The sequence below is a fragment of the Escherichia sp. R1 genome, from assembly GCF_003000935.1.
Lineage (GTDB): Bacteria > Pseudomonadota > Gammaproteobacteria > Enterobacterales > Enterobacteriaceae > Escherichia > Escherichia coli.
On sequence record NZ_PSRU01000003.1, the window covers coordinates 127,338 to 152,433 of the forward strand.

At 47.6% G+C, this 25,096-nt stretch carries 29 protein-coding genes; 10 read left to right on the forward strand and 19 right to left on the reverse strand.

Going from position 1 to position 25,096, the window contains the following annotated elements; all coding sequences use genetic code 11:
- Window positions 1–127 precede the first annotated feature (127 nt).
- The 6 genes from C4F37_RS05050 to hiuH form a co-directional block, all read right to left on the reverse strand.
- Entirely contained in the window at window positions 128–574 is a 447-nt protein-coding gene (locus C4F37_RS05050; protein ID WP_001773947.1) for a VOC family protein, read from the reverse strand.
- Between the two features lie 144 nt (window positions 575–718).
- Window positions 719–1,939: a tyrosine-type recombinase/integrase gene (locus C4F37_RS05055; protein WP_001773946.1), complete on the reverse strand. Its 1,221-nt coding sequence runs from the start codon at window positions 1,937–1,939 to the stop codon at window positions 719–721.
- An 847-nt stretch (window positions 1,940–2,786) separates the two neighbouring features.
- The gene (gene zinT / locus C4F37_RS05065) at window positions 2,787–3,437 is read right to left on the reverse strand and encodes a metal-binding protein ZinT (protein ID WP_001007778.1); all 651 of its coding nucleotides are present in this window, start codon (window positions 3,435–3,437) and stop codon (window positions 2,787–2,789) included.
- A gap of 257 nt (window positions 3,438–3,694) precedes the next feature.
- Window positions 3,695–4,330 (reverse strand): protein-methionine-sulfoxide reductase heme-binding subunit MsrQ, encoded by a 636-nt coding sequence (gene msrQ, locus C4F37_RS05070; RefSeq protein WP_001240061.1) that lies wholly within the window; start codon window positions 4,328–4,330, stop codon window positions 3,695–3,697.
- Window positions 4,331–5,335, reverse strand: coding sequence for a protein-methionine-sulfoxide reductase catalytic subunit MsrP (gene msrP / locus C4F37_RS05075; protein WP_000740067.1), 1,005 nt, complete (start codon window positions 5,333–5,335; stop codon window positions 4,331–4,333).
- Window positions 5,336–5,443: 108 nt separating this feature from the next.
- A complete protein-coding gene (hiuH, locus tag C4F37_RS05080; RefSeq protein WP_000920127.1) occupies window positions 5,444–5,857 on the reverse strand; it encodes a hydroxyisourate hydrolase in 414 nt (137 codons plus the stop codon).
- Window positions 5,858–5,989: 132 nt separating this feature from the next.
- On the opposite strand from hiuH, the gene hprR reads away from it, so the two are divergent.
- Both hprR and hprS read left to right on the forward strand, forming a co-directional pair.
- Complete coding sequence (hprR, locus tag C4F37_RS05085; RefSeq protein ID WP_001347103.1) at window positions 5,990–6,661, forward strand: response regulator transcription factor HprR; 672 nt, start codon at window positions 5,990–5,992, stop codon at window positions 6,659–6,661.
- Window positions 6,661–8,019 carry a two-component system sensor histidine kinase HprS gene (gene hprS / locus C4F37_RS05090; RefSeq protein ID WP_000826707.1) on the forward strand — a complete coding sequence of 453 codons (1,359 nt, stop codon included), beginning with the start codon at window positions 6,661–6,663 and terminating at the stop codon, window positions 8,017–8,019. Before hprR ends, hprS begins: the two co-directional genes overlap by 1 nt.
- Before the next feature lie 107 nt (window positions 8,020–8,126).
- Here hprS and hchA read toward each other — a convergent pair whose 3' ends face one another.
- On the reverse strand, window positions 8,127–8,978 hold the full coding sequence (hchA, locus tag C4F37_RS05095) for a glyoxalase III HchA (RefSeq protein ID WP_000218217.1): 852 nt from the start codon (window positions 8,976–8,978) through the stop codon (window positions 8,127–8,129).
- A gap of 595 nt (window positions 8,979–9,573) precedes the next feature.
- A complete protein-coding gene (locus C4F37_RS05105) occupies window positions 9,574–10,632 on the reverse strand; it encodes a porin (RefSeq protein ID WP_000824392.1) in 1,059 nt (352 codons plus the stop codon).
- A gap of 648 nt (window positions 10,633–11,280) precedes the next feature.
- Between C4F37_RS05105 and drpB the strand changes: the two genes are divergently transcribed.
- From drpB to vsr, 4 genes are all read left to right on the forward strand, one after another.
- Complete coding sequence (gene drpB / locus C4F37_RS05110) at window positions 11,281–11,562, forward strand: cell division protein DrpB (RefSeq protein ID WP_001441990.1); 282 nt, start codon at window positions 11,281–11,283, stop codon at window positions 11,560–11,562.
- A gap of 39 nt (window positions 11,563–11,601) precedes the next feature.
- Window positions 11,602–12,297: a phosphohydrolase gene (locus C4F37_RS05115; RefSeq protein ID WP_001298512.1), complete on the forward strand. Its 696-nt coding sequence runs from the start codon at window positions 11,602–11,604 to the stop codon at window positions 12,295–12,297.
- 66 nt (window positions 12,298–12,363) lie between these two features.
- Window positions 12,364–13,782 carry a DNA-cytosine methyltransferase gene (gene dcm, locus C4F37_RS05120; protein ID WP_001157268.1) on the forward strand — a complete coding sequence of 473 codons (1,419 nt, stop codon included), beginning with the start codon at window positions 12,364–12,366 and terminating at the stop codon, window positions 13,780–13,782.
- The gene (gene vsr / locus C4F37_RS05125) at window positions 13,763–14,233 is read left to right on the forward strand and encodes a VSPR family DNA mismatch endonuclease (protein ID WP_000228686.1); all 471 of its coding nucleotides are present in this window, start codon (window positions 13,763–13,765) and stop codon (window positions 14,231–14,233) included. Before dcm ends, vsr begins: the two co-directional genes overlap by 20 nt.
- Here vsr and yedA read toward each other — a convergent pair.
- Complete coding sequence (gene yedA / locus C4F37_RS05130; RefSeq protein ID WP_001212226.1) at window positions 14,222–15,142, reverse strand: drug/metabolite exporter YedA; 921 nt, start codon at window positions 15,140–15,142, stop codon at window positions 14,222–14,224. The genes vsr and yedA overlap by 12 nt on opposite strands.
- Before the next feature lie 172 nt (window positions 15,143–15,314).
- On the opposite strand from yedA, the gene C4F37_RS05135 reads away from it, so the two are divergent.
- From C4F37_RS05135 to dgcQ, 3 genes are all read left to right on the forward strand, one after another.
- The gene (locus C4F37_RS05135; RefSeq protein ID WP_001773945.1) at window positions 15,315–16,232 is read left to right on the forward strand and encodes a DUF808 domain-containing protein; all 918 of its coding nucleotides are present in this window, start codon (window positions 15,315–15,317) and stop codon (window positions 16,230–16,232) included.
- A 78-nt stretch (window positions 16,233–16,310) separates the two neighbouring features.
- Complete coding sequence (locus C4F37_RS05140) at window positions 16,311–16,493, forward strand: YodC family protein (RefSeq protein ID WP_000009302.1); 183 nt, start codon at window positions 16,311–16,313, stop codon at window positions 16,491–16,493.
- A gap of 170 nt (window positions 16,494–16,663) precedes the next feature.
- Entirely contained in the window at window positions 16,664–18,358 is a 1,695-nt protein-coding gene (gene dgcQ / locus C4F37_RS05150; protein ID WP_001773944.1) for a cellulose biosynthesis regulator diguanylate cyclase DgcQ, read from the forward strand.
- Here the strand turns inward: dgcQ and C4F37_RS05155 are convergent.
- Both C4F37_RS05155 and yodD read right to left on the reverse strand, forming a co-directional pair.
- Entirely contained in the window at window positions 18,355–19,170 is an 816-nt protein-coding gene (locus C4F37_RS05155) for a mannosyl-3-phosphoglycerate phosphatase-related protein (RefSeq protein ID WP_000491484.1), read from the reverse strand. The genes dgcQ and C4F37_RS05155 overlap by 4 nt on opposite strands.
- Before the next feature lie 295 nt (window positions 19,171–19,465).
- On the reverse strand, window positions 19,466–19,693 hold the full coding sequence (gene yodD / locus C4F37_RS05160) for a peroxide/acid resistance protein YodD (protein WP_000844800.1): 228 nt from the start codon (window positions 19,691–19,693) through the stop codon (window positions 19,466–19,468).
- 162 nt (window positions 19,694–19,855) lie between these two features.
- Here yodD and dsrB point away from each other — a divergent pair, with 162 nt between their 5' ends.
- Window positions 19,856–20,044, forward strand: a complete 189-nt coding sequence (gene dsrB / locus C4F37_RS05165) for a protein DsrB (protein WP_000867217.1) — start codon at window positions 19,856–19,858, stop codon at window positions 20,042–20,044.
- Between the two features lie 43 nt (window positions 20,045–20,087).
- Here the strand turns inward: dsrB and rcsA are convergent, their stop codons facing one another.
- The 8 genes from rcsA to fliL form a co-directional block, all read right to left on the reverse strand.
- Window positions 20,088–20,711, reverse strand: a complete 624-nt coding sequence (gene rcsA / locus C4F37_RS05170) for a transcriptional regulator RcsA (protein ID WP_000103994.1) — start codon at window positions 20,709–20,711, stop codon at window positions 20,088–20,090.
- A gap of 289 nt (window positions 20,712–21,000) precedes the next feature.
- A complete protein-coding gene (gene fliR / locus C4F37_RS05175) occupies window positions 21,001–21,786 on the reverse strand; it encodes a flagellar biosynthetic protein FliR (protein ID WP_001557052.1) in 786 nt (261 codons plus the stop codon).
- Between the two features lie 8 nt (window positions 21,787–21,794).
- Entirely contained in the window at window positions 21,795–22,064 is a 270-nt protein-coding gene (gene fliQ, locus C4F37_RS05180; protein ID WP_000187358.1) for a flagellar biosynthesis protein FliQ, read from the reverse strand.
- A 9-nt stretch (window positions 22,065–22,073) separates the two neighbouring features.
- Window positions 22,074–22,811, reverse strand: coding sequence for a flagellar type III secretion system pore protein FliP (gene fliP / locus C4F37_RS05185; protein ID WP_001253318.1), 738 nt, complete (start codon window positions 22,809–22,811; stop codon window positions 22,074–22,076).
- On the reverse strand, window positions 22,811–23,176 hold the full coding sequence (gene fliO / locus C4F37_RS05190; RefSeq protein WP_001298519.1) for a flagellar biosynthetic protein FliO: 366 nt from the start codon (window positions 23,174–23,176) through the stop codon (window positions 22,811–22,813). Before fliO ends, fliP begins: the two co-directional genes overlap by 1 nt.
- A 2-nt stretch (window positions 23,177–23,178) precedes the next feature.
- A complete protein-coding gene (fliN, locus tag C4F37_RS05195) occupies window positions 23,179–23,592 on the reverse strand; it encodes a flagellar motor switch protein FliN (RefSeq protein WP_001282088.1) in 414 nt (137 codons plus the stop codon).
- Window positions 23,589–24,593: a flagellar motor switch protein FliM gene (gene fliM, locus C4F37_RS05200; RefSeq protein ID WP_001295641.1), complete on the reverse strand. Its 1,005-nt coding sequence runs from the start codon at window positions 24,591–24,593 to the stop codon at window positions 23,589–23,591. Before fliM ends, fliN begins: the two co-directional genes overlap by 4 nt.
- Window positions 24,594–24,597: 4 nt before the next feature.
- Window positions 24,598–25,062 carry a flagellar basal body-associated protein FliL gene (gene fliL / locus C4F37_RS05205; RefSeq protein WP_000133106.1) on the reverse strand — a complete coding sequence of 155 codons (465 nt, stop codon included), beginning with the start codon at window positions 25,060–25,062 and terminating at the stop codon, window positions 24,598–24,600.
- Window positions 25,063–25,096: the final 34 nt, after the last annotated feature.

A 25,096-nucleotide genomic window follows, 5' to 3' on the forward strand; every position in this document is an offset into this window, starting at 1 on the left:
TTGATTTTGTATTAATTATTTGAATCAAAAATGCACGACATAGTAAGAATTAAATGTGTTGTGCATTTTGATTTCAACAGCCTACTTTAACCGAAAAGAGGAGTTGAACGATGATCTGACGATTTCTTTACAGTTTCTGTGCTATATCCCAGATAAAACCAAATGGGTCTTTCACACGGGCTTTTAAATCACCCCAGAACATTTCAGCAGGTTCATTTAGAACAGTCGAGCCAGCTTCAACCATTTCATTTACCAGAGTGATCATATCATCTACATACATATAAAAAATAAAGGGAGGCATAGCTCCCGAAGTATTTGGGCTTTTCAGGTCGGAATCCCATCCTTCCTTATTTATGGTGAAGTTTGTGCCACGGTAACGGATACGAGCAAATAATACATCACCACCATCACCCTCAAGTTCAGAAATTACCACCATCTTCATTACTTCAGTGTAAAAATTAATAGCTGCTTTTACATCAGGGACATTTAGTGCTGTTGTCAACCATGTCAGCCCCATACCTTCCCAAGGATGTGGGCGATTTTCTACGTTATTGAACCAGTCCAGTTTACTCATTTCATTTTTCTCCTTAAAAACAGCATATTCATGTGAAACGTTTCTGTCGTATATTACTCTAAATTGATAAATCTTATACAATCATTAAGAATTTATGGTGTCAGTTCATAAAGGGCGGGGACTATTTGTAGCTAATTAGAACTTCTAAGAAACACAATACCCCGCCCAATCATCCATTAACGCCACCCGCTTAGGCCATAACGTCCCACGTTGATACGCAGCTTCTGCCTTATTTGCCAACTGATGAGCTAACGCATGTTCAATTACCTCACGCGGGTAGTTGGTCGTTTCACCAGCCCAATCACGGAATGTCGATCTAAACCCATGCTGCGTTAAGTCGGTATATCCCATTCGCTTTAGGACTGCCAGTAAAGCAGTATCCGAGAGTTGTCCCTTCCGAGTGGCAGGGAATACAAAATTGATACCTTTAAAGCGTGGTAAAGCCTTTAACAGGGCAACAGCAGCATCAGACAACGGAACTCGATGCTCCTTCGCTGCTTTCATTCGACTGGCGGGGATGGTCCATGTTTTACCTTCAAGATCGATCTCTGACCACTCGGCACCACGAATTTCACCTGAGCGTGCTGCGGTCAGTATGGCAAACTCAAGCGCACGAGGAGAAACGCCGCTTCGTTCACGTAGTTCTTTCATAAAGGAGCCGAGCTGGTTATAGGGAAGGGCCGCATGGTGTTTGGTGATCTGAACCTTACTTGGTTGAGGCAACAGAGGTTTCAGCATACCTTTCCATGCTGCAGGATTATCACCTTCAAAGTATTCTTTGGCCTTGGCGTAATCGATCACTGTTTCAATACGTCCACGTAGGCGACTGGCAGTTTCATTCTTGGTTAACCAGATAGGTTCCAGTATTGCCAGAAGATCCACTTTGGTGATTTCACTAACGGCCTTTTTGCCAATGAAAGGGTAGGCATAGGTTTCCAGTGTGGAACGCCATTGCGCGAGATGTTTTTTGTTCTTCATCTCACTGTCTTTGACTTCCAGCACTTCTTCACAACATTCGGCAAAGGTCTTTTTCTTCCGGGCCAGTATTTCCTGCCGGGCTTTTTGCTCGTGTTTTTCTTGAAGGGGATTAATACCATTACGGATTTGTTTACGTAGCTCACGCGCTTTGTCACGCGCTTCGGCTAAGGAGACTTCCGGGTAAGGGCCAAGCCCCATATTCAAACGTCTTGGAACTGTTCTACCGAGATTGTTGATTCGGGTTCCCATAGCCACGCAAAGAACCCATGCGCGAGACTGATTTCTGATGCGAAGGTATAAACCATCCACACCACCAACGGCATACATGCCTTCGGATTTTAATCGTGAAACGACGAGTCCTGAGAGTTCCTTGGCCTTCTTTGGCATAGCAAAATCCTGTCATACAACCCGCCATACATACGGTACTGCATAAAATAGCTGATTGTTTGCACAGTAGCAATACACTACCGAACAAAAAAATAATGACAATATTTTGTTTTTAAAGGAAAAATAGCACTTTGGTGGGCATTATCGAACACTAAAAATTTAGACCCTCTCTCCGCCACTTTATCAATGACTTATCTCCCGACTTCCCGCCTTGCTTTTCCTAAACAGAACAATCGTAGAATATTCTTGAAGGGTTAGATCGTCACTGTTTTCTGTTCGATACTGTGACATTCAGCACTTGATTCGCTATGGGTCTGACAGGAAGGTTTCGAGCGAAAATCTACAGTTATTCAGTCGTTTTCTTATCGGTCACCATTATTCTTTTAGACATTGATCCTATGAAACTGCCGCAAAGTTGCTGGCGGGAACTGAAGTTGCGTAGAGAAGGGGTCAATAATTGAGCCAAAAAAGGAACGCGGCCGTCAGATTAAAGCCGCGGGACAAAGTCCATAATTTCCAAGAGTTGTTGAATTTCCCAGCTTTTTTGAAAGCCTTTGTATCATACTAACAAGTAAAAAAGGTTTAAACACCAAAATTAACCTATATTTCTGGTTAGCTTTACCATGACAGATGACTTGCTCCTGGAAACATTTGCGCTGCCAGTCTGTATGGCTGAGTTGTGTATTTATTGTTCGCCTTTTTCGCAGTTTTTTTCTACAGACATAATAAAAAAGACACGACTCAAGTATGAGCGTGTCTGAGTTTGTCTTACTTATTTGTCTTGGCAAATTATTGTTGTTACTACCAGGCACTGTTCTGTTAAATAACTGAAGTCAGCGCAAAAAAATCAATGAGACATCATCTCCTCGACCACTTCTTCGCTACTCAACTGATAGGGATAATACGTTGGCCAGTTTTCCATTTCATTCAATAAAGACTGTTGGGAATCATTACCCATAAAAATGTGAAAATGAGATGATTTTCGTGGTGCAATTATATGATCGCTAAATTGTATATATTTAGGGGCTTTGCTTTCAGGATCTTTACATTCGAATAAGTAACGAACGCCTTTCTTGCCTGATTTATAGGTGAGTATTTTGTATCCATCGTAATCATATTTACAGGATGTTGTTTCATTATTTCTATGGAATTCGACAATGCCGTCCTCAATGCCAATCATTTCGATATCTGTCGCATAACCTTTGCGATAATAATCTTTAATTTCAGCAAATGTTTTGGTTTTATCTGCATCCGCTTTCTTCTGAAAGACGGGGTCAAGTTTGCCACTTTGCAGTAAAGGGTAAACGGATTGCCAGACTCCATCCCAGTCACTGAGCGTTCGGTTTTGTACATTGGTATCATCAAAAACACCATTAGCAGCTTTTTGTTCGACCTCTGTTAAGGGTTTGCCGTGTGAGTGATGGCCATGCGAAAAGGCAGGAGCGCTAACAATAAAGACACCTAAAGCAACAGCCAGTTTATGAAGACGAATCGCCAAAACAATTTCCTCCAGAGTTAATGTACATGATGTGTAATGTTATATTGTAACATATGAAAAAATGCAACAACTCATTAGGAAATGAGAGCATGGTATTCTCAGGTGTATTTAACTATCTTATTGAAATAAAATAAATTATTCTGGTGATGAAAGGTTGATGACAAACGAAACATAACTTGATGCGATCTGTGTGGGCCGGATAGGGCGCTCGCGCCGCATCCGGCCGGGATAACGCGAAGTTTGTCGGCAATATGAAGTTATAGAGATAATTTGTTGTGGGCCTGCTTGCGTAACCGGTTGAAAAGGGAAAGCAACTTCTTATACCGTAAGGCTAAAAGCAGTACAGCCAGCCCAGCGTAGATGAGTGGCTGCGGTGAAATAATCTTCACTGACCACAGATAATGTATTGGGGCCAGGATCGCGACAAGATAGACGAAGTTATGCAACTGTTGCCAGTGTTTGCCGAGTTTTCGCTGCATCGACTGGGTTGAAGTGAACGCTAAAGCAAGCAAAATAACCCAGCTGATAATTCCTAACGTTAAATAAGGCCGGGTAATTAACTCCTTACCTAATAACGCCAGATTATTCACGCCCAACTCCAGCAATGCGTAACTGGTTAAATGCAGTGTCGCCCAGGCAAAGCACCATAAGCCTAACAGGCGGCGAGTGCGTATCAATAACGGCTGTTTTGCGTAGCGTGCCAGAGGTGTGATTAACAAGGCCGCAAGCAAAAATTTCAGTGCAGTGCGACCGGTAAAATGCTGAATATCTTTCACCGGATCGGCACCTAGTCCACCGTGATTGATCGCCCAGACCAGCCAGAGAAACGGCAACAATCCGGCAAGATGCAGGCAAACTTTCAGCCATATCACCTGCTTTGCTGTCAGACGCATTTAGAAATTCTCCCGCAAATCCAGGCCACGATACAGCGATGCCACCTGGTCGGCGTAACCATTAAACAGTAGTGTTGGCTGGCGCTGAACATCGAGAATGCCGCCTGAACCAATAAATCGTTCGGTAGCCTGTGACCAGCGCGGGTGATCAACATGCGGATTAACGTTGGCGTAAAAACCGTATTCGTCAGGCGCTGCCAGATTCCAGGTGGTTGGCGGACGCTCGCGGGTCAGCTTAATACTGACGATCGATTTAATCCCTTTAAAGCCATATTTCCACGGCACAATCAGTCGCACCGGTGCGCCATTTTGCGGTGGTAACGCCTTGCCATAAACACCTACGGTCATCAGTGTGAGCGGATGCATTGCTTCGTCGAGACGCAATCCTTCGACATAAGGATATTTCAGCCCGCCGCCGATAAAGCGGTCCTGCTGGCCTGGCATCTGTTCCGGCGCATAAATCGTTTCGAAAGCGACATACTTCGCATTGCTGGTGGGTTCGGCAAGCGCCAGCAATTTGTGTAGCGGAAAACCAATCCACGGCACCACCATCGACCACGCTTCCACGCAGCGCATACGATAAATACGCTCTTCCAGCGGGAAGCGACGGGTTAAATCATCATGATCGAGGGTCAATGGTTTTGCCACTTCGCCGCTGATTTTCAGTGTCCATGGATCGGTTTTCAGGCTACCAGCATTAGCCGCGGGATCGGCTTTATCCAGCCCGAATTCATAGAAGTTGTTATAACCGGAGACTTTATCTGCTGGCGTCAGTGGCAGGTTATTTTGCCAGGCGGCAGGCTTGCTGAACTCCAGCGGTTTTCCGGCGGGGGCGGGCGGACGATCGTTCCCTTTAAACCAGCTAAGCAGATCGGCATGCGCAGCGTGAGGCAAAGAAAATGCAGCTGCGCTGATGCCCAGTGCTTTTAACACCTGCCGACGCTTCATAAAGAATACCGACTCGGCCGTAACATCTGATTCTTTTAAAAATTGATTCTTTTTCATAAGCCATCACACTTTTTTGTCGTTAGCCAACAAGAGCCGTTTACTGTTAATCTGTCAGGGAGTCACCTCCCTAACAGTAGCAGAGATCAGCTTTTACATATTTACGCATTAACTGCCACGATAGGTTGAATACCCATATTGGCTGAGTAATAAAGGCACATGATAATGCTCGTTCACTTTATTAATATGAAATTCAACGGGGATCTCAGGGAAGAAACTTTCAAGATTTTGTTTCTTGAAATAGTCCCCGGTTTTAAATACGACACGGTAATCGCCAGTAGTCGCAGTTTGCTCGGGCCACAGTGCCTTAATTCGTCCATCCTTATCTGTTTTGGCGGTATTAAGTTGTAACCAGCCGTTATCCGCTTTCTTTTCAAGAGTGACTGTCACGTCGGCAGCGGGTTTTCCTGTTTGCTGGTTCAAAATGTGCACGCTAAGAATGTTTTGTTGTGCGGCATAAACCAAAGAAGGTAATGAAAATGCTGCCGTTGCTACCGAGAGTACTAAATAACGCTTTAACATGTTTATATCCTTGTCATGTGAATGAGTTTTGAGGATAGCGAAAAAACGTCCAGGGTAACCTTACAGCAGCATTACAATTTTGTAATGAACCAGGTTGTTTCTATAACATATGATTTATGGCATATTATTTTCATGAAGATTCTACTTATTGAAGATAATCAAAGGACCCAGGAATGGGTAACGCAGGGGCTTTCCGAAGCGGGTTATGTCATTGATGCCGTTTCTGATGGCAGAGATGGGCTTTATCTTGCGCTGAAGGATGATTATGCATTGATCATTCTGGATATTATGCTTCCGGGTATGGATGGCTGGCAGATCTTACAAACGTTAAGAACGGCAAAGCAAACTCCTGTTATTTGCCTTACAGCAAGGGATTCTGTCGATGACAGAGTCAGAGGGCTGGACAGTGGAGCAAATGATTATCTGGTAAAACCTTTTTCATTTTCTGAGTTGCTGGCAAGGGTTCGGGCACAATTAAGGCAACATCACGCTCTGAATTCAACATTAGAAATCAGTGGCTTAAAAATGGACTCTGTCAGTCAAAGTGTGAGCAGGGACAATATCAGTATTACACTGACGCGCAAGGAGTTTCAGTTACTTTGGCTACTGGCCTCCAGAGCTGGCGAGATTATACCCAGAACGGTTATTGCGAGTGAAATTTGGGGAATCAACTTTGATAGTGATACCAATACGGTGGATGTCGCCATTCGCAGGCTCCGCGCAAAAGTTGATGATCCTTTTCCTGAAAAGCTAATCGCCACAATCCGGGGGATGGGCTATTCATTCGTAGCGGTAAAAAAATAATGAAAAGATTATCTATAACCGTCCGTTTAACCTTGCTTTTTATATTTCTGCTGTCTGTTGCTGGCGCTGGAATTGTATGGACTCTCTATAATGGCCTGGCAAGTGAGTTGAAATGGCGCGATGATACAACACTCATTAACCGGACAGCGCAGATCAAGCAGTTGTTAATTGATGGGGTAAATCCAGATACGTTACCTGTGTACTTTAACCGGATGATGGATGTTAGTCAGGATATTTTGATCATTCATGGTGATGGCATCAATAAAATTGTTAACCGGACAAATGTCAGTGATGACATGTTAAATAACATACCTGCTAGTGAGACAATCAGCGCAGCAGGCATTTACAGAAGCATTATTAATGATACAGAGATAGATGCTTTCCGAATTAATATTGATGAAGTTTCGCCATCATTAACGGTTACTGTGGCTAAATTGGCTTCAGCCAGACATAATATGCTTGAACAGTATAAAATTAATAGCATTATAATTTGCATTGTCGCCATTATATTGTGCTCAGTATTAAGTCCGTTGTTAATCAGAACGGGGTTGCGAGAGATCAAAAAGTTGAGTGGCGTAACGGAAGCGCTGAATTATAACGATAGCCGAGTGCCGGTTGAGGTTAACGCATTACCGAGAGAACTAAAACCTCTTGGGCAGGCGTTGAATAAAATGCATCATGCTTTAGTCAAAGATTTTGAGCGCCTTAGTCAATTTGCTGACGATCTCGCTCATGAACTTAGAACGCCAATTAATGCATTACTGGGTCAGAATCAGGTTACGCTCAGTCAAACCAGAAGTATCGCTGAATATCAAAAAACAATTGCCGGAAACATTGAAGAGCTGGAAAATATTTCGCGGTTAACAGAGAATATACTGTTTCTTGCCAGGGCAGACAAAAACAATGTTTTGGTGAAACTGGATGCGCTTTCTCTCAATAAGGAAGTTGAAAATCTTATGGACTATCTTGAATATCTTTCAGACGAGAAAGAGATTCGTTTTAAGGTCGAGTGCAATCAACAAATCTTTGCGGATAAAATTTTACTGCAACGAATGTTATCGAATCTTATTGTTAACGCCATTCGATATTCACCAGAAAAATCGCGTATTCATATAACCAGTTTTCTTGATGCCAACGGCTCTCTTAATATTGATATCGCCAGTCCTGGAACGAAAATTAATGAGCCTGAAAAACTCTTCCGTAGATTTTGGCGGGGAGATAATTCGCGTCATTCCGTAGGTCAGGGACTTGGCCTTTCTTTAGTCAAAGCGATTGCCGAATTACATGGAGGAAGTGCTACGTATCACTATCTCAGTAAGCATAACGTGTTCCGAATTACGTTACCGCAAAGAAATTAACATCGGGCTTCAGTACGCCATAAGTTAACCGTGAAAAAACGCAGCCACGTCGTGAGTATTAACGTGGCTGCGATTGATTATGCGCTTACATTACAATGTAACAGGGATTAACTCGCGTAAGCTGCCAGCATTTCCTGCGCCGCCAGTTTACCCAACGCATTCGCTGCAAAAGGACTGTCGCCGGTGAGAAGTTTACGGTCCTTATGTACTCGCCCGGTGATGTCGTCATTAATGATGTTCATGCCCATTTTCTTCAACTCTTCGCCGAAGTACCAGGTGAGATGACCCGGCATATAGCCAATATCTGGCGTTTGTTTGTCTGCGGCGTCTGGGAATGCGCAAATAGAATAACCATTCAGTGGGTTATCGCTGTGGCGAAGTGCCAGAAAAGCCGCCGGACCGTGGCAAAGGGAGATAACAAAACGGTCATTTTTGATTGCCCACTGTAAAGCGGCAGCCACGTCCTGGCTTTCTGGTAAACCAATAAGTGCGCCATGCCCACCAGGAACAAAGATTGCTGCATATTCGCTATCAGCGTTGAGGCTGGCGACAACATCCGCGAGTTTCTTCGGATTACGGAATAACGATTTATGCTGTTCAAAGAATGGCATTACTTTTTCATCTTTGTGCGGCATAGCCCAGTATTCAAACTTGGTCATCAGACCGGAAATGGTCGCCACTTCGAATTCGAAACCTGCAGCATGGAGATGATACAACGGCAGCAACGTTTCAATCGGATGGTTACCGGTCGAGAACAGTTTTCCGTTATCGGTCGGCAAATAACGTTCGTCCGCGGCGATCACCAGAATTTTATGTTTACCGCGATACGGTTTTGGATAGTCCACGCCATCAAGATCAGAGACGGGACTCGTATATTGGCTAAGCGAATATTCTGAAGGGAAGAACGCATTATCTTCAGCAATATCGACCTGCGGGTTTTTACTTGTTTGAACAGTCATAGTGTATTCCTTATTGTTGCTTAGTTAGGGTAGTCACTATATTTGCGACTGAGCTGGTCGCTATTTTTAACCAGGCTGAAAAATTGAGTCAATATATCGAAAGCGGTAGTTGGCGGGCATAAGTATGTAATGATGATGCTGCACTGGTGTTGAATATTATTCACGCCAAACTTTCCTTATTGAGTAACGTCGTCGCAAGTGGCCTCAATGATTTTAGACCATTATCAGAGGTTTGGGGGCGATGGGGAGAGATTTAGTGCTGTGGAATGTTGTGGTACTGATGAATATTTATATCCCGGATTGGTAGGGAAAAAGCTTTTTTCATGCACTATTTTTGCAAATATTTCTATATGGGAAGCGGTTTTGTTACAGATTAAATTTATAAAGAAATGCATTTGGGGTGTTGGCTGGAAGAGTTGCTGGTAGAGGATATTGTGCCAGGAGGGGCAGGGTAAGGGGCTGTATCGAGATGCTTTGGCAATTGCGTGTGCCGCAGATGGAGATGAAATGCCAATAAAAAAAGCCTGAGTTCGATGAGGGACGAACTCAGGCTGGTGTTATGTTTTACAGTAACACGCCTCGGCGCGTTGGCTGATTAGAACTGGTAGACGATACCAACTGCCAGTTGGTCGTCGGTGTTCAGTCCATGAGCGAGAACATAATCACTCTTATCAAGCAGGTTGATCTGATAAGCGGTATATACGTTCATATTCTTATTGAAGTAATACCAGGTACCGATTTCAATATAGTTCAGACGATCAGAATCTTTGTAACCTGCTACGTCCAGTGCTTTAGAATAGGAGTAACCGATGGATGGACGCAGACCAAAGTCGAACTGATATTGCAGAACAGCTTCGAAGTTTTGTGTTTTGTTCACAACATCACCGTCGTCGGAATTCATGTTGTGAGATTCACCGTACATCACAGCAGCATAGACATTGTTAGCGTCATATTTTGTTGACAACGCCCAAACTTCGGCTCTTTCGCCTTTACCATCACCAGACTGCCAATCAGTACGGTCAGAGTTTGCATAAGCACCAGCAAATGAGAAACCGTCAATAGTGTAAGTTGCAGATAAACCATGGCCATCGCCATTTGCTTTGTAGTTGCCTGTACCTTCATTTTTACCCTGATATTGCAGAGCAAAATTTAGACCTTCAACCATGCCAAAGAAATCTGTGTTACGATAGGTTGCAACACCGTTGGTACGGTTGGTCATGAACAGGTCAGTACCAGCCCATGAGTCACCGCCCCACTCAACAAACATATCAGTAAATGCTTCTGCATCATACGCGACACCGACATTACGACCGTAGTCGAATGAACCAAAATCTTTGTAACTCAAACCAGCATATGCCAAACGAGTTTGGTCAGGGTTGTGTCTGTTTGATGCTTCCAGGTCTAGTTCAAACTGACCGTAACCAGTCAGTTCAGGGTTGATCTGAGTTTCACCTTTCACGCCTACACGAGCATAAGAGGTATCTTGAGAATTATCGCCTTTTTCACCACTTTCACGGTCGGTCAGAATGCGCTCACCAACCATCTTGCCGTATAGCTCAACTTTATTGCCATTTTTATTATAAATTTCAGCCGCATTTGCTGCGCCAGCAACTAATAACGCCGGGACCAGCATTGCCAGAACTTTTCTTTTCATTATGTATTCCCTTGTGATTATAATCTTCATGAATATATCAATAAGTGCTGTTATCCAAAAAAAGCACATTTGGATACTATTCTATGAAGTTCATTTTATTTTAAAGATTACATGTAACAAATGTATTTAAAAGATTTCAAAATGTTTCTAATCTATTTAATATAATTCATGATTATGAATTCTGAATATAAATATTCACGAATATTATGGGTGTATATCAATATGTTATGAGTTGATTGAAAAGATAGGGGGTATCAATGATTGTTGTGCTAAACGGCTGGTGTGATCTCGCGCACATTAATGAAGGCATAAAAAAAGCCGGCATCATGCCGGCCAAAAAAATATAAACAAGACGATAAAAGGCTAATAACGGAGGCATGATGACACAGAAAAATAAAAAGGTATAATTGTAATCAGTGCCAATATATTGATTGAATGAATTAATAAAGCCGAAATCAAAGATAAATAACATCGTTCAAATCGATTTTTCCTGTATTCACCGCCGTTGCGCAAAATTTATCTATTTGTTCAAAAAATGATTGAGTCTTGACTGGCTCATCCAATGTGGAAAAATGTGATTTTTATCACATAATAGTTCTAAGTCTGAATTTTCCGGGTTATCTCAAAATGGAATACGGTTCGACAAAGATGGAAGAGAGACTCTCTCGCAGCCCTGGCGGCAAATTGGCTTTGTGGGCTTTCTATACATGGTGTGGCTATTTCGTCTGGGCAATGGCGCGATACATCTGGGTGATGAGCCGGATCCCCGATGCCCCCGTGTCGGGATTTGAAAGTGATTTAGGATCTACCGCGGGGAAGTGGTTAGGAGCATTGGTCGGATTTCTGTTTATGGCCCTGGTTGGTGCCTTGTTAGGCGGCATTGCATGGTACACCCGACCTCGTCCCGCACGTTGCAGACGCTATGAATAAAAACTGCTAAGGTTGCGACTCTTTGGCAACGGAGCGCGTATGGAGTTACAACACTGGCAGGCACAGTTCGAGAACTGGTTGAAAAACCATCATCAACATCAGGACGCGGCGCATGACCTGTGTCATTTTCGCCGTGTCTGGGCTACGGCACAGAAACTGGCGGCAGATGACGATGTCGATATGCTGGTGATTTTAACCGCCTGTTATTTTCACGATATCGTGAGCCTGGCGAAAAATCATCCGCAACGGCAGCGTTCTTCAATCCTGGCGGCAGAAGAGACGCGTCGCCTGCTCCGTGAAGAGTTCGTGCAATTTCCGGCGGAGAAAATTGAGGCCGTTTGTCATGCCATTGCCGCTCACAGTTTCAGCGCGCAAATCGCCCCCTTAACAACGGAAGCTAAAATCGTCCAGGATGCGGATCGGCTGGAAGCCCTGGGGGCGATTGGCCTGGCGCGCGTATTTGCCGTTTCAGGGGCATTGGGCTTGGCGCTGTTTGATGGCGAAGATCCGTTCGCACAGCATCGCCCGCTTGATGATAAACGCTACGCGCTGGATCATTTCCAGACAAAGTTACTGAAATTACCGCAAACCATGCAAACCGCAAGAGGCAAGCAGCTGGCACAGCACAACGCGCAATTTTTAGTCGAGTTTATGGCGAAGCTCGGTGCCGAACTGGCGGGGGAGAATGAAGGTATCGATCACAAGGTGATAGATGCGTTTTCACCTGCTGGCTGAGCGCGTGGCCCTAAACGGCAGTAATTATGTTAACCTGTCGGCCATCTCAGATGGCCGGTTAAATCTATGCAGGAAAATATATCAGTAACCGATTCATACAGCACCGGGAATGCCGCACAGGCAATGCTGGAGAAACTGCTGCAAATTTATGATGTTAAAACGCTGGTGGCGCAGCTTAATGGTGTGGGTGAGAATCACTGGAGCGCGGCAATTTTAAAACGTGCGCTGGCGAATGACTCGGCATGGCACCGTTTAAGTGAGAAAGAGTTTGCCCATCTGCAAACGTTGTTACCCAAACCACCGGAACATCATCCGCATTATGCGTTTCGCTTTATCGATCTATTTGCCGGAATTGGCGGCATCCGTCGTGGTTTTGAATCGATTGGTGGACAGTGCGTGTTTACCAGCGAATGGAACAAACATGCGGTACGCACTTATAAAGCCAACCATTATTGCGACCCGGCGACGCATCATTTTAATGAGGATATCCGCGACATCACCCTCAGCCATCAAGAAGGCGTGAGTGATGAGGCGGCGGCGGAACATATTCGTCAACACATTCCTGAACACGATGTTTTACTGGCCGGTTTCCCTTGTCAGCCATTTTCGCTGGCTGGCGTATCGAAAAAGAACTCGCTCGGGCGGGCGCACGGTTTTGCCTGCGATACCCAGGGCACGCTGTTCTTTGATGTGGTGCGCATTATCGACGCGCGTCGTCCGGCGATGTTTGTGCTCGAAAACGTCAAAAACCTGAAGAGTCACGATAAGGGAAAAACGTTCCGCATCATCATGCAGACGCTGGACGAACTGGGCTATGACGTGGCTGATGCAGAAGATAACGGGCCGGACGATCCGAAAATCATCGATGGTAAACATTTCCTGCCGCAGCACCGTGAACGCATCGTGCTGGTGGGTTTTCGTCGCGATCTGAATCTGAAAGCCGATTTTACTCTGCGTGATATCAGCGAATGTTTCCCTGCACAGCGAGTGACGCTGGCGCAGCTGCTGGACCCGATGGTTGAGGCGAAATATATCCTGACGCCGGTGCTGTGGAAGTACCTCTATCGATATGCGAAAAAACATCAGGCGCGCGGTAACGGCTTCGGTTATGGAATGGTTTATCCGAACAATCCGCAAAGCGTCACCCGTACGCTGTCTGCTCGTTATTACAAAGATGGCGCGGAAATTTTAATCGACCGCGGCTGGGATATGGCCACGGGTGAGAAAGACTTTGACGATCCGCTGAATCAGCAACATCGTCCACGTCGGTTAACACCTCGTGAATGCGCGCGCTTAATGGGTTTTGAAGCGCCGGGAGAAGCGAAATTCCGCATTCCGGTTTCGGACACTCAGGCCTATCGCCAGTTCGGTAACTCGGTGGTCGTGCCGGTCTTTGCCGCGGTGGCAAAACTGCTTGAGCCAAAAATCAAACAGGCGGTGGCGTTGCGTCAGCAAGAGGCACAACATGGTCGACGTTCACGATAAGGCCACCCGCAGCAAAAATATGCGCGCGATTGCCACGCGTGATACGGCGATTGAGAAGCGCCTCGCCAGTTTGTTAACCGGGCAGGGCCTTGCGTTTCGCGTTCAGGACGCCAGTCTGCCCGGACGCCCGGATTTTGTCGTTGATGAATATCGCTGCGTGATATTTACCCACGGCTGCTTCTGGCATCATCATCACTGCTATCTGTTTAAAGTGCCTGCGACTCGAACCGAGTTCTGGCTGGAGAAGATAGGTAAAAATGTTGAACGCGATCGCCGCGATATCAGTCGCTTGCAGGAGCTCGGCTGGCGCGTACTGATTGTCTGGGAGTGTGCGTTACGTGGGCGCGAGAAGCTGACGGATGCGGCGCTTACCGAGCGTCTGGAAGAGTGGATCTGCGGCGAAGGTGCCAGCGCGCAGATCGACACGCAGGGGATTCATTTACTCGCTTGATGCATCCTGAATAACTGGCGCGACAACGGGTTTGGCCGGGAAGAGATATTTTCCCAACGTGACCAGTACCACCGCGAAAACAATTACGCCGAGCGCCAGCCATTCAATCTTCGACAGCGTTTCGCCACCCAGTCCCGTACCCAGCAAGACCGCGACCACCGGGTTAACGTAGGCGTAGCTGGTGGCGAGAGCCGGACTGACATTACGGATTAAATACATATAAGCGTTAATGGCGATAATCGAACCAAACAGCGCCAGATAGCCGACCGCAAGGAAGCCTGACAGGGAAGGGAGCGCCGTCAGTTTTTCACCCGCAATCATCGACGCGATCATTAACACCACGCCTGCCGCCAGCATCTCAATCGCACCCGCCATCATCCCTACAGGTAAGGTAATGCGCGAGCCATAAACTGAGCCAAACGCCCAGCTAATCGAGCCGATTAAAATCAGAATCGCGCCCCACGGATTGCCGCTTAAATTTCCACCGCTATTGAGCATGATGATTCCGGCAAGCCCAATGGCGATACCCACCCATTCCAGTTTGCGCGTTTTAATGCCAAACAGGCGACTGAAGCACAGGGTAAAGAGGGGCACGGTTGCAACCACTACGGCGGCGATGCCGGAAGGAACATTTTGATGTTCGGCAACCGTCACCATGCCATTACCGACAGCCAGCAATAACAGGCCAATCAGCGCGGCATTGAGCAGCGGACGTAGCGGGGGAAGTTTGTGTCCGCGCAGTAGCAAAAATGCCAGCAATAAAATACCGGCTGCCAGGAATCGAACGCCCGCCATCATTAACGGAGGCCAGCTTTCCACGCCAATCCGAATGACAAAATAGGTTGAGCCCCAAATGATATACAACGCAAACAGCGCGCCAAAAAGCGGTAACAACTGGCGGAAACGCATAATCCCTCACGGCGGAAATAAAAAGGTGGTTCATAGTAAACGTGAAAATCATTCTGCTGGCGAGAGATATAATTGCACTTGATTGTTAAATAAATGTTGACCTGTGAAGCAAGTATCAGAGCTGCCGTTTTTGCTTCATACTTACACCCTTCAACAATAAAAATGAGAGGGAATGCTTTTGGCCGGGAGTAGTTTACTGACGTTGCTCGATGATATCGCCACACTGCTGGACGATATCTCCGTGATGGGCAAACTGGCGGCGAAGAAAACCGCCGGTGTATTAGGGGATGATTTATCGCTCAATGCGCAACAAGTTTCAGGCGTGCGGGCCAACCGGGAACTTCCCGTGGTCTGGGGCGTGGCGAAAGGATCGCTGATCAATAAAGTGATTCTGGTGCCGCTGGCGCTGATCATCAGTGCGTTTATCCCGTGGGCGATTACGCCACTGTTGATGATTGGTGGCGCGTTTCTCTGCTTTGAAGGGGTAGAGAAAGTGCTGCATATGCTGGAGGCGCGTAAACATAAAGAAGATCCAGCGCAGAGCCAGCAGCGTCTGGAGAAGCTGGCGGCGCAGGATCCGCTGAAGTTTGAAAAGGACAAAATTAAAGGGGCGATTCGTACCGATTTTATTTTGTCTGCGGAAATCGTCGCCATTACGCTGGGGATTGTGGCAGAGGCACCGTTGCTTAATCAGGTGCTGGTGCTTTCAGGCATCGCGCTGGTAGTGACCGTGGGCGTCTACGGTCTGGTAGGGGTTATCGTTAAGATTGATGACCTGGGGTATTGGCTGGCGGAAAAATCCAGCGCGCTGATGCAGGCATTAGGTAAAGGGTTATTGATTATCGCGCCCTGGCTGATGAAAGCGCTATCGATTGTCGGCACGCTGGCGATGTTCCTCGTCGGCGGCGGGATTGTGGTACATGGTATTGCGCCGCTGCATCACGCTATTGAACATATCGCCGGGCAGCAAAGTGCAGTGGTGGCGATGATATTACCGACTATTTTAAATCTGATTCTTGGATTTATCATCGGCGGCATCGTGGTGCTGGGAGTGAAAGCAGTAGCGAAAATGCGCGGTCAGGCACATTAATACTCGCACTGGCTATTATGCAAAATTCGCCATCTTCAACTAAGGTGAACAAGTTTCACTCGAAAAAAGGAGGCGAGTATGAGCTTTATGGTTAGTGAGGAAGTTACGGTTAAAGAGGGCGGCCCGCGGATGATTGTCACTGGATACTCCAGCGGTATGGTTGAGTGTCGTTGGTATGACGGTTACGGGGTCAAGCGGGAAGCTTTTCATGAAACCGATCTTGTTCCGGGGGAGGGGAGTCGTTCTGCGGAAGAAGTTTGAAAGGGTATCATTAACACCAGGCCGGATCACATCCGGCCTGGTGTCCCAATGCCTGCAATGAATGATAGTCGCGTCTTATCATGCCACCATTATAAAATTATCGCTGTTTTGCGGTACGCTATCGCCGGGTTATGCCAGAATCATAAAAAAGCAGGTTGGGAGTCGTCAGGGTGCAGCACGAGACAAAAATGGAAAACCAGAGCTGGTTGAAAAAACTCGCACGCCGCCTGGGGCCTGGTCATGTCGTTAATCTCTGCTTTATCGTGGTATTGCTTTTTTCCACCTTGCTCACCTGGCGTGAAGTGGTGGTGCTGGAAGATGCCTATATCTCCAGCCAGCGTAATCATCTGGAAAACGTAGCCAACGCGCTCGATAAGCATTTGCAGTATAACGTCGACAAACTGATCTTTTTGCGTAATGGCATGCGCGAAGCTCTCGTGGCGCCACTGGATTTCATCTCTCTGCGTAATGCCGTAACCGAGTTCGAACAGCATCGCGACGAGCACGCCTGGCAAATCGAACTCAACCGACGGCGCACCATGCCAGTCAATGGCGTATCGGATGCATTAGTCAGCGAGGGGAATCTCCTGTCTCGCGAAAATGAAAGCCTCGACAATGAAATTACCGCTGCACTGGAAGTTGGTTACTTGCTGCGACTGGCGCACAACTCCTCGTCGATGGTTGAACAGGCGGTGTATGTCTCGCGTGCTGGATTTTACGTTTCGACGCTGCCGACCTTGTTTACGCGCAATGTACCAACGCGTTATTACGGCTATGTCACCCAACCCTGGTTTATCGGCCATTCACAACGAGAAAATCGTCACCGCGCGGTACGCTGGTTCACTTCGCAACCGGAACACGCCAGCAATACTGAACCGCAGGTTACCGTCAGTGTTCCGGTAGACAGTAATAACTACTGGTATGGCGTGCTGGGGATGAGTATTCCCGTGCGTACTATGCAGCAATTTTTAAGAAACGCCATCGATAAAAACCTCGATGGTGAGTATCAGCTCTATGACAGTAAGCTGAGATTTTTGACCTCTTCAAATCCTGACCACCCAACAGGGAATATTTTTGATCCTCGTGAACTGGCCTTGCTGGCGCAGGCAATGGAACATGACACGCGGGGCGGCATTCGTATTGACAGTCGCTATGTTAGCTGGGAACGTCTGGACCATTTCGACGGTGTGCTGGTGCGCGTCCATACGCTAAGCGAAGGCGTGCGCGGCGATTTCGGCAGTATCAGCATTGCATTAACCCTGCTGTGGGCGCTCTTTACCAGCATGTTACTCCTCTCCTGGTATGTGATTCGCCGGATGGTCAGCAACATGTATGTTCTGCAAAGCTCGTTGCAGTGGCAGGCGTGGCACGACACCTTAACGCGTTTATATAACCGTGGCGCATTGTTCGAAAAAGCCTGTCCGCTCGCTAAATTGTGTCACACGCACCAACATCCTTTTTCTGTCATTCAGGTCGATCTTGACCATTTTAAAGCGATTAATGACCGCTTTGGTCATCAGGCGGGCGACCGTGTTCTTTCTCATGCTGCCGGATTAATTAGCAGTTCCTTACGTGCGCAGGACATTGCCGGGCGGGTCGGTGGTGAGGAGTTTTGTGTGATTCTGCCAGGCGCGAATCTGACGCAGGCTGCGGAGGTCGCAGAACGTATTCGCCTGAAGTTAAATGAAAAAGAGATGCTGATCGCCAAGAGTACAACGATACGCATCAGTGCCTCGCTGGGGGTAAGTAGCAGCGAGGAAACCGGTGATTATGATTTTGAACAACTCCAGTCATTGGCCGACCGTCGGCTTTACCTCGCAAAACAGGCCGGGCGTAATCGGGTATTCGCGAGCGATAACGCTTAACGGGCGGAGAAAAAATGGTCCAGCCCTTCACGCCAGCCTTCCGGTCCTTCACGCTGCGTTCGCCAGACGCGGGCCGGATCCTCATCATGCAGATGGACCCCTTCACGGTTTAGCCCTTTCACAATCACCGCGTAATCCATTACCTCCAGTAAAGGCGCATCGTTTGGCCCATCGCCCAGGCCAAGTGTGGTTGGGCGTCTGCCTGACAATTGTTGATAGGTCGCGATAATCCAGTTGGCAGCCTGATCTTTTCCGGCAGAGGCATCCAGTACGTGCCAGAAGCGCGCACCCTGCATAAACTGCAAGCCCAGTTCGTTCAGACGAGCGATAAATTGTGCCATACGCTCGTCACTGTCGCGCCAGATTAGCGTTACCGACGCCTCATGCAGCTGCGTCAGCGCCGCCTGGCTACGGCTTAATCCCGTCCATTCGGCAATGGTTGCATCGTCGACATCATCAAAAGTCGTGAATTTAAAATGTTCTTTCTCGCGTAGCGTATTTAAAACCTGGCAGATTTCGCCATGGCTAATACCTGAGATGATGCGTGGAAAACCGTCTATATCCTGCCATTGTTCAGCAAGCTGGATCACTGCGCCATTCTCTGCAATCAGCGGTAAGCCTTGTAGCCCCAACATTTTTTGCAAGTACAGCATTTCCGCTGAAGTTTTACTGCTACAGAGAATGACGGGAATATTGGCTTCGTGTAAACGGCTGAGCCAGGGGGCTGCCGGTTGCCAGTCATAACTATGACTGTCCAGCAGGGTGCCATCAAGATCGCTAAAAACCAGTAGTGGTTGTTGAATTGAAAACATGGGCGCAGTACTCCCCTTACCAGGATGATTCTCAAAACAGCACAAATAATCAAAGATGATTTTTTCGGGAGCGATCCCGTTGACACCAGAGCCACCAAGGGGTGACGCGCGTCACATTTCTATTCATAAGTAGCGTTAATCATTCATAGCGCGAATATTTTCTTGTCAGCGAAAAAAATTGCAGATAAGGTGATGAACACATCAGATTTCCTGGTGTAACGAATTTTTTAAGTGCTTCTTGCTTAAGCAAGTTTCATCCCGACCCCCTCAGGGTCGGGATTTTTTTATTGTGCATTCAACGATTCACTTCAGAGACGCTGAAGTCATGAATATCCAGTTCGAAGGCATCCGCCAATTCACGCCATGTATGATATTCACGTCCATCGACGCTAACGTGTTCAGAATCGTTCTGGCTGCGATGAACTTCGCTTTCGCTAATTTCATTGATCGCCGCCAGCAGGGCATCGACATCGACGCTGACCTCACGTTTTGCGGTATCGCTGTACTCTTTTGCGGTTTTCATCATCTTTCCTCGCAACCGTTACTCTGTTGTTGCCGCCAGTCGTTAAGTCCGCCTGGCATCTCTTAAGTATAGACCGTCGAGAAAATCAGCACTCGCGCGCGCCTGGCGCTGCCAGGAAAACGAAATTGTTCTACACTGGCACAAAGCCACAGGAGGAAAACGATGAAGGTGAATGATCGGGTAACAGTCAAAACGGATGGCGGTCCGCGTCGTCCTGGCGTGGTACTGGCAGTTGAGGAGTTTAGTGAAGGCACAATGTACCTGGTTTCGCTGGAAGACTACCCGCTCGGCATCTGGTTCTTTAATGAAGCAGGGCATCAGGACGGTATCTTTGTTGAGAAAGCAGAGTAATCTTATTCAGCCTGACTGGTGGGAAACCACCAGTCAGAATGTGTTAGCGCATGTTGACAAAAATACCATTAGTCACATTATCCGTCAGTCGGACGACATGGTAGATAACCTGTTTATTATGCGTTTTGATCTTACGTTTAATATTACCTTTATGCGATGAAACGGTCTTGGCTTTGATATTCATTTGGTCGGAGATTTGAATGGTTCCCTGACCTGCCATCCACATTCGCAACATACTCGATTCGGTTCGGCTCAATGATAACGTCGGCATATTTAAAAACGAGGTTATCGTTGTCTCTTTTTTCAGAATATCGCCAAGGATATCGTCGAGAGATTCCGGTTTAATCGATTTAGAACTGATCAATAAATTTTTTCTGACCAATAGATATTCATCAAAATGAACATTGGCAATTGCCATAAAAACGATAAATAACGTATTGGGATGTTGATTAATGATGTGCTTGATGCGCTGACTGTTAGAAGCATCGTGGATGAAACAGTCCTCATTAATAAACACCACTGAAGGGCGCTGTGAATCACAAGCTATGGCAAGGTCATCAACGGTTTCAATGTCGTTGATTTCTCTTTTTTTAACCCCTCTACTCAACAGATACCCGGTTAAACCTAGTCGGGTGTAACTACATAAATCCATAATAATCGTTGACATGGCATACCCTCACTCAATGCGTAACGATAATTCCCCTTACCTGAATATTTCATCATGACTAAACGGAACAACATGGGTCACCTAATGCGCCACTCTCGCAATTTTTCAGGCGGACTTACTATCCCGTAAAGTGTTGTATAATTTGCCTGGAATTGTCTTAAAGTAAAGTAAATGTTGCGATATGTGAGTGAGCTTAAAACAAATATTTCGCTACAGGAGTATCCTGGAAGATGTTCGCAGATATTATTTTTCGGATAATCCTTAGGGTAGCATGATAAACGTTACGGAATTATATTAATGGTAATTCACTAATAATATCAGCCAGCAAATTAAACATCTCACTGAATAAATGTTCGCAAAAAGGCGCAATTAACGGCATTAATGCCGCCATTAAAGAGATGCCGACAGTCAGAGTTAATGGAAATCCAATAACAAAAATGGATAATTGCGGGGCCATACGATTCAGTAAACCTAATGCCAGATTCAGGGTCAGCAACAGAGTAATGAGCGGTAACGCCAGCATCAGCCCGTTAAGGAAAATCAAACTCCCTGCTTTGGTGAGTGCCAGAAACGCATTGCTGTTCAACGGTTCGCTACCAATCGGCAGGGTGTGAAAGGTATCGACCAGCAGTGAAATCAACCATAAATGACCGTTAAATGTCAGGAACAGCAGTAATGCCAGCATATCCATGATGCGCGCTAAAACGGGCATATTGAGATGGCTGCCAGGATCGACAAATGTCGCAAATGACAGCCCCATTTGCAGACCGATAATTTCGCCAGCGGTTCGCACAGCGGCAAAGGCAAATTGCATGGTAAAACCAAGCGCAATGCCGATCAGGATCTGCTGCACGGCCAGCCACAGAGCAAAGAACGAAAAAACAGGAACATCGTTGGCAGGTAATGATGGGGCAATGGCGAACGTGATCATCATTGCCAGACCCAGTTTTACCCGTTTCGGCACGCTGCGTTCGCTCAGAATTGGCGCGGTAGAAATGAGCGCCAGCACGCGCAGTAACGGCCAGAAGTACAGGCTTAACCAGGAAAGCCATTGATCGCTTGTCACCTGCATCATTGTACGGGCTACCCGATGATATACGGCAGGTTAGTGAACAAGGTGCGGACGTAATCCAGCAACAGATTGAGCATCCACGGTCCGGCAATAATAATGGCGATAAATACGGCGATGATTTTCGGAATAAACGACAGCGTCATTTCGTTAATCTGCGTGGCTGCCTGCAAAATACTGATGATAAGGCCCGTGACCAGCGCCACCAGCAACAGCGGGGCTGCCAGTGCCAGCGCGACTTTCATCGCTTCAGTTCCCATCATCATGACCGATTCAGGTGTCATTTTGCCTCTCTAGCTGTAAAAGCTCTGCGCCAGCGAACCGACCAGCAATTGCCAGCCATCCACCAGTACAAACAGCATCAGTTTAAAGGGCAGAGCAATGGTGGCGGGGGGAACCATCATCATCCCCAATGCCATCAACACGCTGGCAATCACCAGGTCGATAATCAAAAAAGGGATGAAAATCGTGAAGCCTATCTGAAATGCGGTTTTCAACTCGCTGGTCACGTAGGCCGGGAGCAAAATGCGCATCGGCACAGCTTCAGGTCCCTGCAACGGGCCGGTATTCGCCAGTCTGGCAAACAACCCTAAATCCGCCTCGCGGGTCTGACGCAGCATAAATTCACGCAGCGGCTGCGCCCCTTTTTCCAGCGCCTCCTGCATTGAGATTTTCTCTTCGCTGAATGGCTGGTACGCATCGACATAAATTTTGTCGATCACTGGCGACATAATAAAAAAGGTCAAAAACAGTGCCAGCCCCAGCAATACCTGGTTAGGTGGCGCGGAGGGCGTTCCCAGCGCGTTACGCAATAAACCAAAAACAATAATGATGCGGGTGAAACTGGTCATCATCAGTAAAATCGCTGGAATGAACGTCAACGAGGTGATGAACACCAGCGTCTGCACCGGGAGCGACCAGCTTTGTCCACCGCCAGGTAGCGGCTGGCTGGTGATACCCGGCAGTTGCGCGAAGGCGAGGGGCGTAATCAGCCAGAGAAGGACCGGTGCGACAGAAAACAAACGACGCATCAGGATCTCCCGCCACGCTTAAGCAAATTTTTCATGACCGACTGAAAATCGGTCTGCGGTATCTCTTCCGTTGGTGCTGAAGGGGGAAGTTTATGCAGCAGATTGATTTGCCCTGCGGTAACGCCGAGCACCAGCCGTGCATCTTCCACATCGACCACCACGACCCGTTCACGCGCGCCCAGCGAAGCACTGGCGCTAATTTTCAGACCGTTAACGCCAGTGCGTTTAGGGGCAAATCCCAGCCGTTTTACCAGCCAGGCAGCAGCGAGGATCAGGGCAATAATGGCGATGAGTGCGCCGCTCACCTGCAGCAGTGGCTCAGCAGAAACCGGCGCGGAAGATTGCACAGTAGCATGGTTATTCATCACTAACGGCTCAGGCGGCGCATCCGCTCGGACGGGGTAATGATATCGGTGATCCGCACGCCATATTTATCGGCAACAACCACCACTTCGCCCTGGGCGATTAAATAACCGTTGATCAGAATATCCAGCGGTTCGCCCGCCAGACCGTCCAGCGCCACGACTGACCCTTGCGTCAGACGCAACAGCTCTTTGATGGTCATCCGCGTACGGCCCAGCTCGACGGTCAGCTTGACCGGAATATCCATAATCAGGTCGATATCCTGCAACGCCCCGCTGACATCACCACCGCCAAATTGCTGGAACACCGCGTCGGCAGCGCTTTTTCCGCTGGTTGATTTTTGCTCGCTCAACGCTTCAGCCCACAGATCGTCCATTGCGCCGTTGTTGTCATCGGCCGGATTATTCATGTCACTCATTTGGGCTGTTCCTCGTTCAGAGAATTTAAAATCGGGTTAATCAAATGTTCTATCCGTAACGCATACTGACCGTTGAGAGTGCCGTACTGACTGGTCAGAACCGGGACGCCGTCAACATGGGCGATGATGCGATCGGGTTTTTCTATCGGCAGGACGTCGCCGGGTTTCAGTTTTAAAATCTGCGACAGGCGTAGCGAGATATCGGCAAAGTTGGCCACCAGTTCCAGCTGTGAATGCTGCACCTGGCGCACCAGGTTATCGCGCCAGTTCTGATCTTCATTACGCGAGTTTTCCAGCGGCGGGTTAACCAACAATTCCCGTAGCGGCTCGATCATGCTGAATGGCAGGCAGATATTAAATTCGCCGGTCAGGTTGCCAATCTCCACATGGAACGGCGTGTTAACCACAATGTCGTTTGGCGAGGTGGTGATATTGGTAAATTTCACCTGCATTTCCGAACGCACGTACTCAACTTCCAGCGGATTAATCGCCTTCCATGCGTCGCTATAGCCTTCAAGCGCCAGTTTCAACATGCGGTTGATGACGCGCTGTTCGGTATGGGTAAACTCGCGGCCTTCCACTTTGGTCGGGAAGCGTCCATCGCCGCCAAACAGGTTATCCACGGCGATAAACACCAGACTCGGCGAGAACACCACCAGCCCTGTGCCGCGCAGCGGTTTCAGATGAATAAGGTTCAGGTTGGTCGGCACCGGCAGGTTGCGGGCAAATTCATGGTACGGCTGAATGCGGATGGCCCCGACGGTAATATCCGGGCTACGGCGCAGCAGGTTGAACAGCCCCATACGAAAATGGCGAGCAAAGCGCTCATTAATGATTTCCAGCGCCTGCAAACGTTCGCGCACAACCCGTCGTTGGGTATTCGGATCGTACGGACGAATGTCACTTTCGCCGCTAACACTGGCTGTCGGTTCGTCTTTGACTTCGCTGTCGCCATTCAACAGCGCATCAATTTCAGCTTGAGAAAGAATACTATCGCCCATGTCGTTATCGCAGAATAAAAGCGGTATACAGCACGTCGGTGACATCCTGTTTCGGTTGCCCGGCAACAAGCGGGGTGGAAAGTGTGGTTTTAATCTCGGCAATCAGGTTTTTCTTGCCTTCTTCTGTCGCCAGTACGGCAGCATCCTGACGCGAAAACAGTAACAGCAAACGGCTACGGACTTCCGGCAAATACTCACTCAGCCGCGAACGGGTAGCTTCATCTTTCAGTCGCAGGGTTATGCCGATATAAAGCACGCGATCCGCATCGCCCAAATTGACCGTAAAGGTATCCAGCGCATAGAAGACCGGGGAGGGCACGACGCGTTGCTGCGCTTTGTCGTCAGCGGCAACCTGATGCGAATGCCAGTAGCTGTAACCTGCGCTGGCACAGGCCGCGAGGGTAATGAATACCAGAATCGGGATCCAAAGCGATCGCTTGCTTTTCTTGCTTATCGCGTAATCAGTCATGTGTTGCGGTCTTCCTGTGTCGCTACTGCTTATC

Bases quoted from the DNA above. Each gene is read 5' to 3' on its own strand.
- dsrB (WP_000867217.1), top strand. From the start codon at position 19,856: ATGAAGGTGAATGATCGGGTAACAGTCAAAACGGATGGCGGTCCGCGT.
- fliM (WP_001295641.1), bottom strand. From the start codon at position 24,593: ATGGGCGATAGTATTCTTTCTCAAGCTGAAATTGATGCGCTGTTGAAT.
- vsr (WP_000228686.1), top strand. From the start codon at position 13,763: ATGGTCGACGTTCACGATAAGGCCACCCGCAGCAAAAATATGCGCGCG.
- C4F37_RS05105 (WP_000824392.1), bottom strand. From the start codon at position 10,632: ATGAAAAGAAAAGTTCTGGCAATGCTGGTCCCGGCGTTATTAGTTGCT.
- C4F37_RS05135 (WP_001773945.1), top strand. From the start codon at position 15,315: ATGCTTTTGGCCGGGAGTAGTTTACTGACGTTGCTCGATGATATCGCC.
- msrQ (WP_001240061.1), bottom strand. From the start codon at position 4,330: ATGCGTCTGACAGCAAAGCAGGTGATATGGCTGAAAGTTTGCCTGCAT.
- drpB (WP_001441990.1), top strand. From the start codon at position 11,281: ATGGAAGAGAGACTCTCTCGCAGCCCTGGCGGCAAATTGGCTTTGTGG.
- fliL (WP_000133106.1), bottom strand. From the start codon at position 25,062: ATGACTGATTACGCGATAAGCAAGAAAAGCAAGCGATCGCTTTGGATC.
- fliN (WP_001282088.1), bottom strand. From the start codon at position 23,592: ATGAGTGACATGAATAATCCGGCCGATGACAACAACGGCGCAATGGAC.
- C4F37_RS05050 (WP_001773947.1), bottom strand. From the start codon at position 574: ATGAGTAAACTGGACTGGTTCAATAACGTAGAAAATCGCCCACATCCT.
- hiuH (WP_000920127.1), bottom strand. From the start codon at position 5,857: ATGTTAAAGCGTTATTTAGTACTCTCGGTAGCAACGGCAGCATTTTCA.
- C4F37_RS05155 (WP_000491484.1), bottom strand. From the start codon at position 19,170: ATGTTTTCAATTCAACAACCACTACTGGTTTTTAGCGATCTTGATGGC.
- msrP (WP_000740067.1), bottom strand. From the start codon at position 5,335: ATGAAAAAGAATCAATTTTTAAAAGAATCAGATGTTACGGCCGAGTCG.
- fliP (WP_001253318.1), bottom strand. From the start codon at position 22,811: ATGCGTCGTTTGTTTTCTGTCGCACCGGTCCTTCTCTGGCTGATTACG.
- fliR (WP_001557052.1), bottom strand. From the start codon at position 21,786: ATGATGCAGGTGACAAGCGATCAATGGCTTTCCTGGTTAAGCCTGTAC.
- yodD (WP_000844800.1), bottom strand. From the start codon at position 19,693: ATGAAAACCGCAAAAGAGTACAGCGATACCGCAAAACGTGAGGTCAGC.
- hprR (WP_001347103.1), top strand. From the start codon at position 5,990: ATGAAGATTCTACTTATTGAAGATAATCAAAGGACCCAGGAATGGGTA.
- C4F37_RS05140 (WP_000009302.1), top strand. From the start codon at position 16,311: ATGAGCTTTATGGTTAGTGAGGAAGTTACGGTTAAAGAGGGCGGCCCG.
- fliQ (WP_000187358.1), bottom strand. From the start codon at position 22,064: ATGACACCTGAATCGGTCATGATGATGGGAACTGAAGCGATGAAAGTC.
- dcm (WP_001157268.1), top strand. From the start codon at position 12,364: ATGCAGGAAAATATATCAGTAACCGATTCATACAGCACCGGGAATGCC.
- yedA (WP_001212226.1), bottom strand. From the start codon at position 15,142: ATGCGTTTCCGCCAGTTGTTACCGCTTTTTGGCGCGCTGTTTGCGTTG.
- C4F37_RS05115 (WP_001298512.1), top strand. From the start codon at position 11,602: ATGGAGTTACAACACTGGCAGGCACAGTTCGAGAACTGGTTGAAAAAC.
- C4F37_RS05055 (WP_001773946.1), bottom strand. From the start codon at position 1,939: ATGCCAAAGAAGGCCAAGGAACTCTCAGGACTCGTCGTTTCACGATTA.
- hprS (WP_000826707.1), top strand. From the start codon at position 6,661: ATGAAAAGATTATCTATAACCGTCCGTTTAACCTTGCTTTTTATATTT.
- fliO (WP_001298519.1), bottom strand. From the start codon at position 23,176: ATGAATAACCATGCTACTGTGCAATCTTCCGCGCCGGTTTCTGCTGAG.
- rcsA (WP_000103994.1), bottom strand. From the start codon at position 20,711: ATGTCAACGATTATTATGGATTTATGTAGTTACACCCGACTAGGTTTA.
- hchA (WP_000218217.1), bottom strand. From the start codon at position 8,978: ATGACTGTTCAAACAAGTAAAAACCCGCAGGTCGATATTGCTGAAGAT.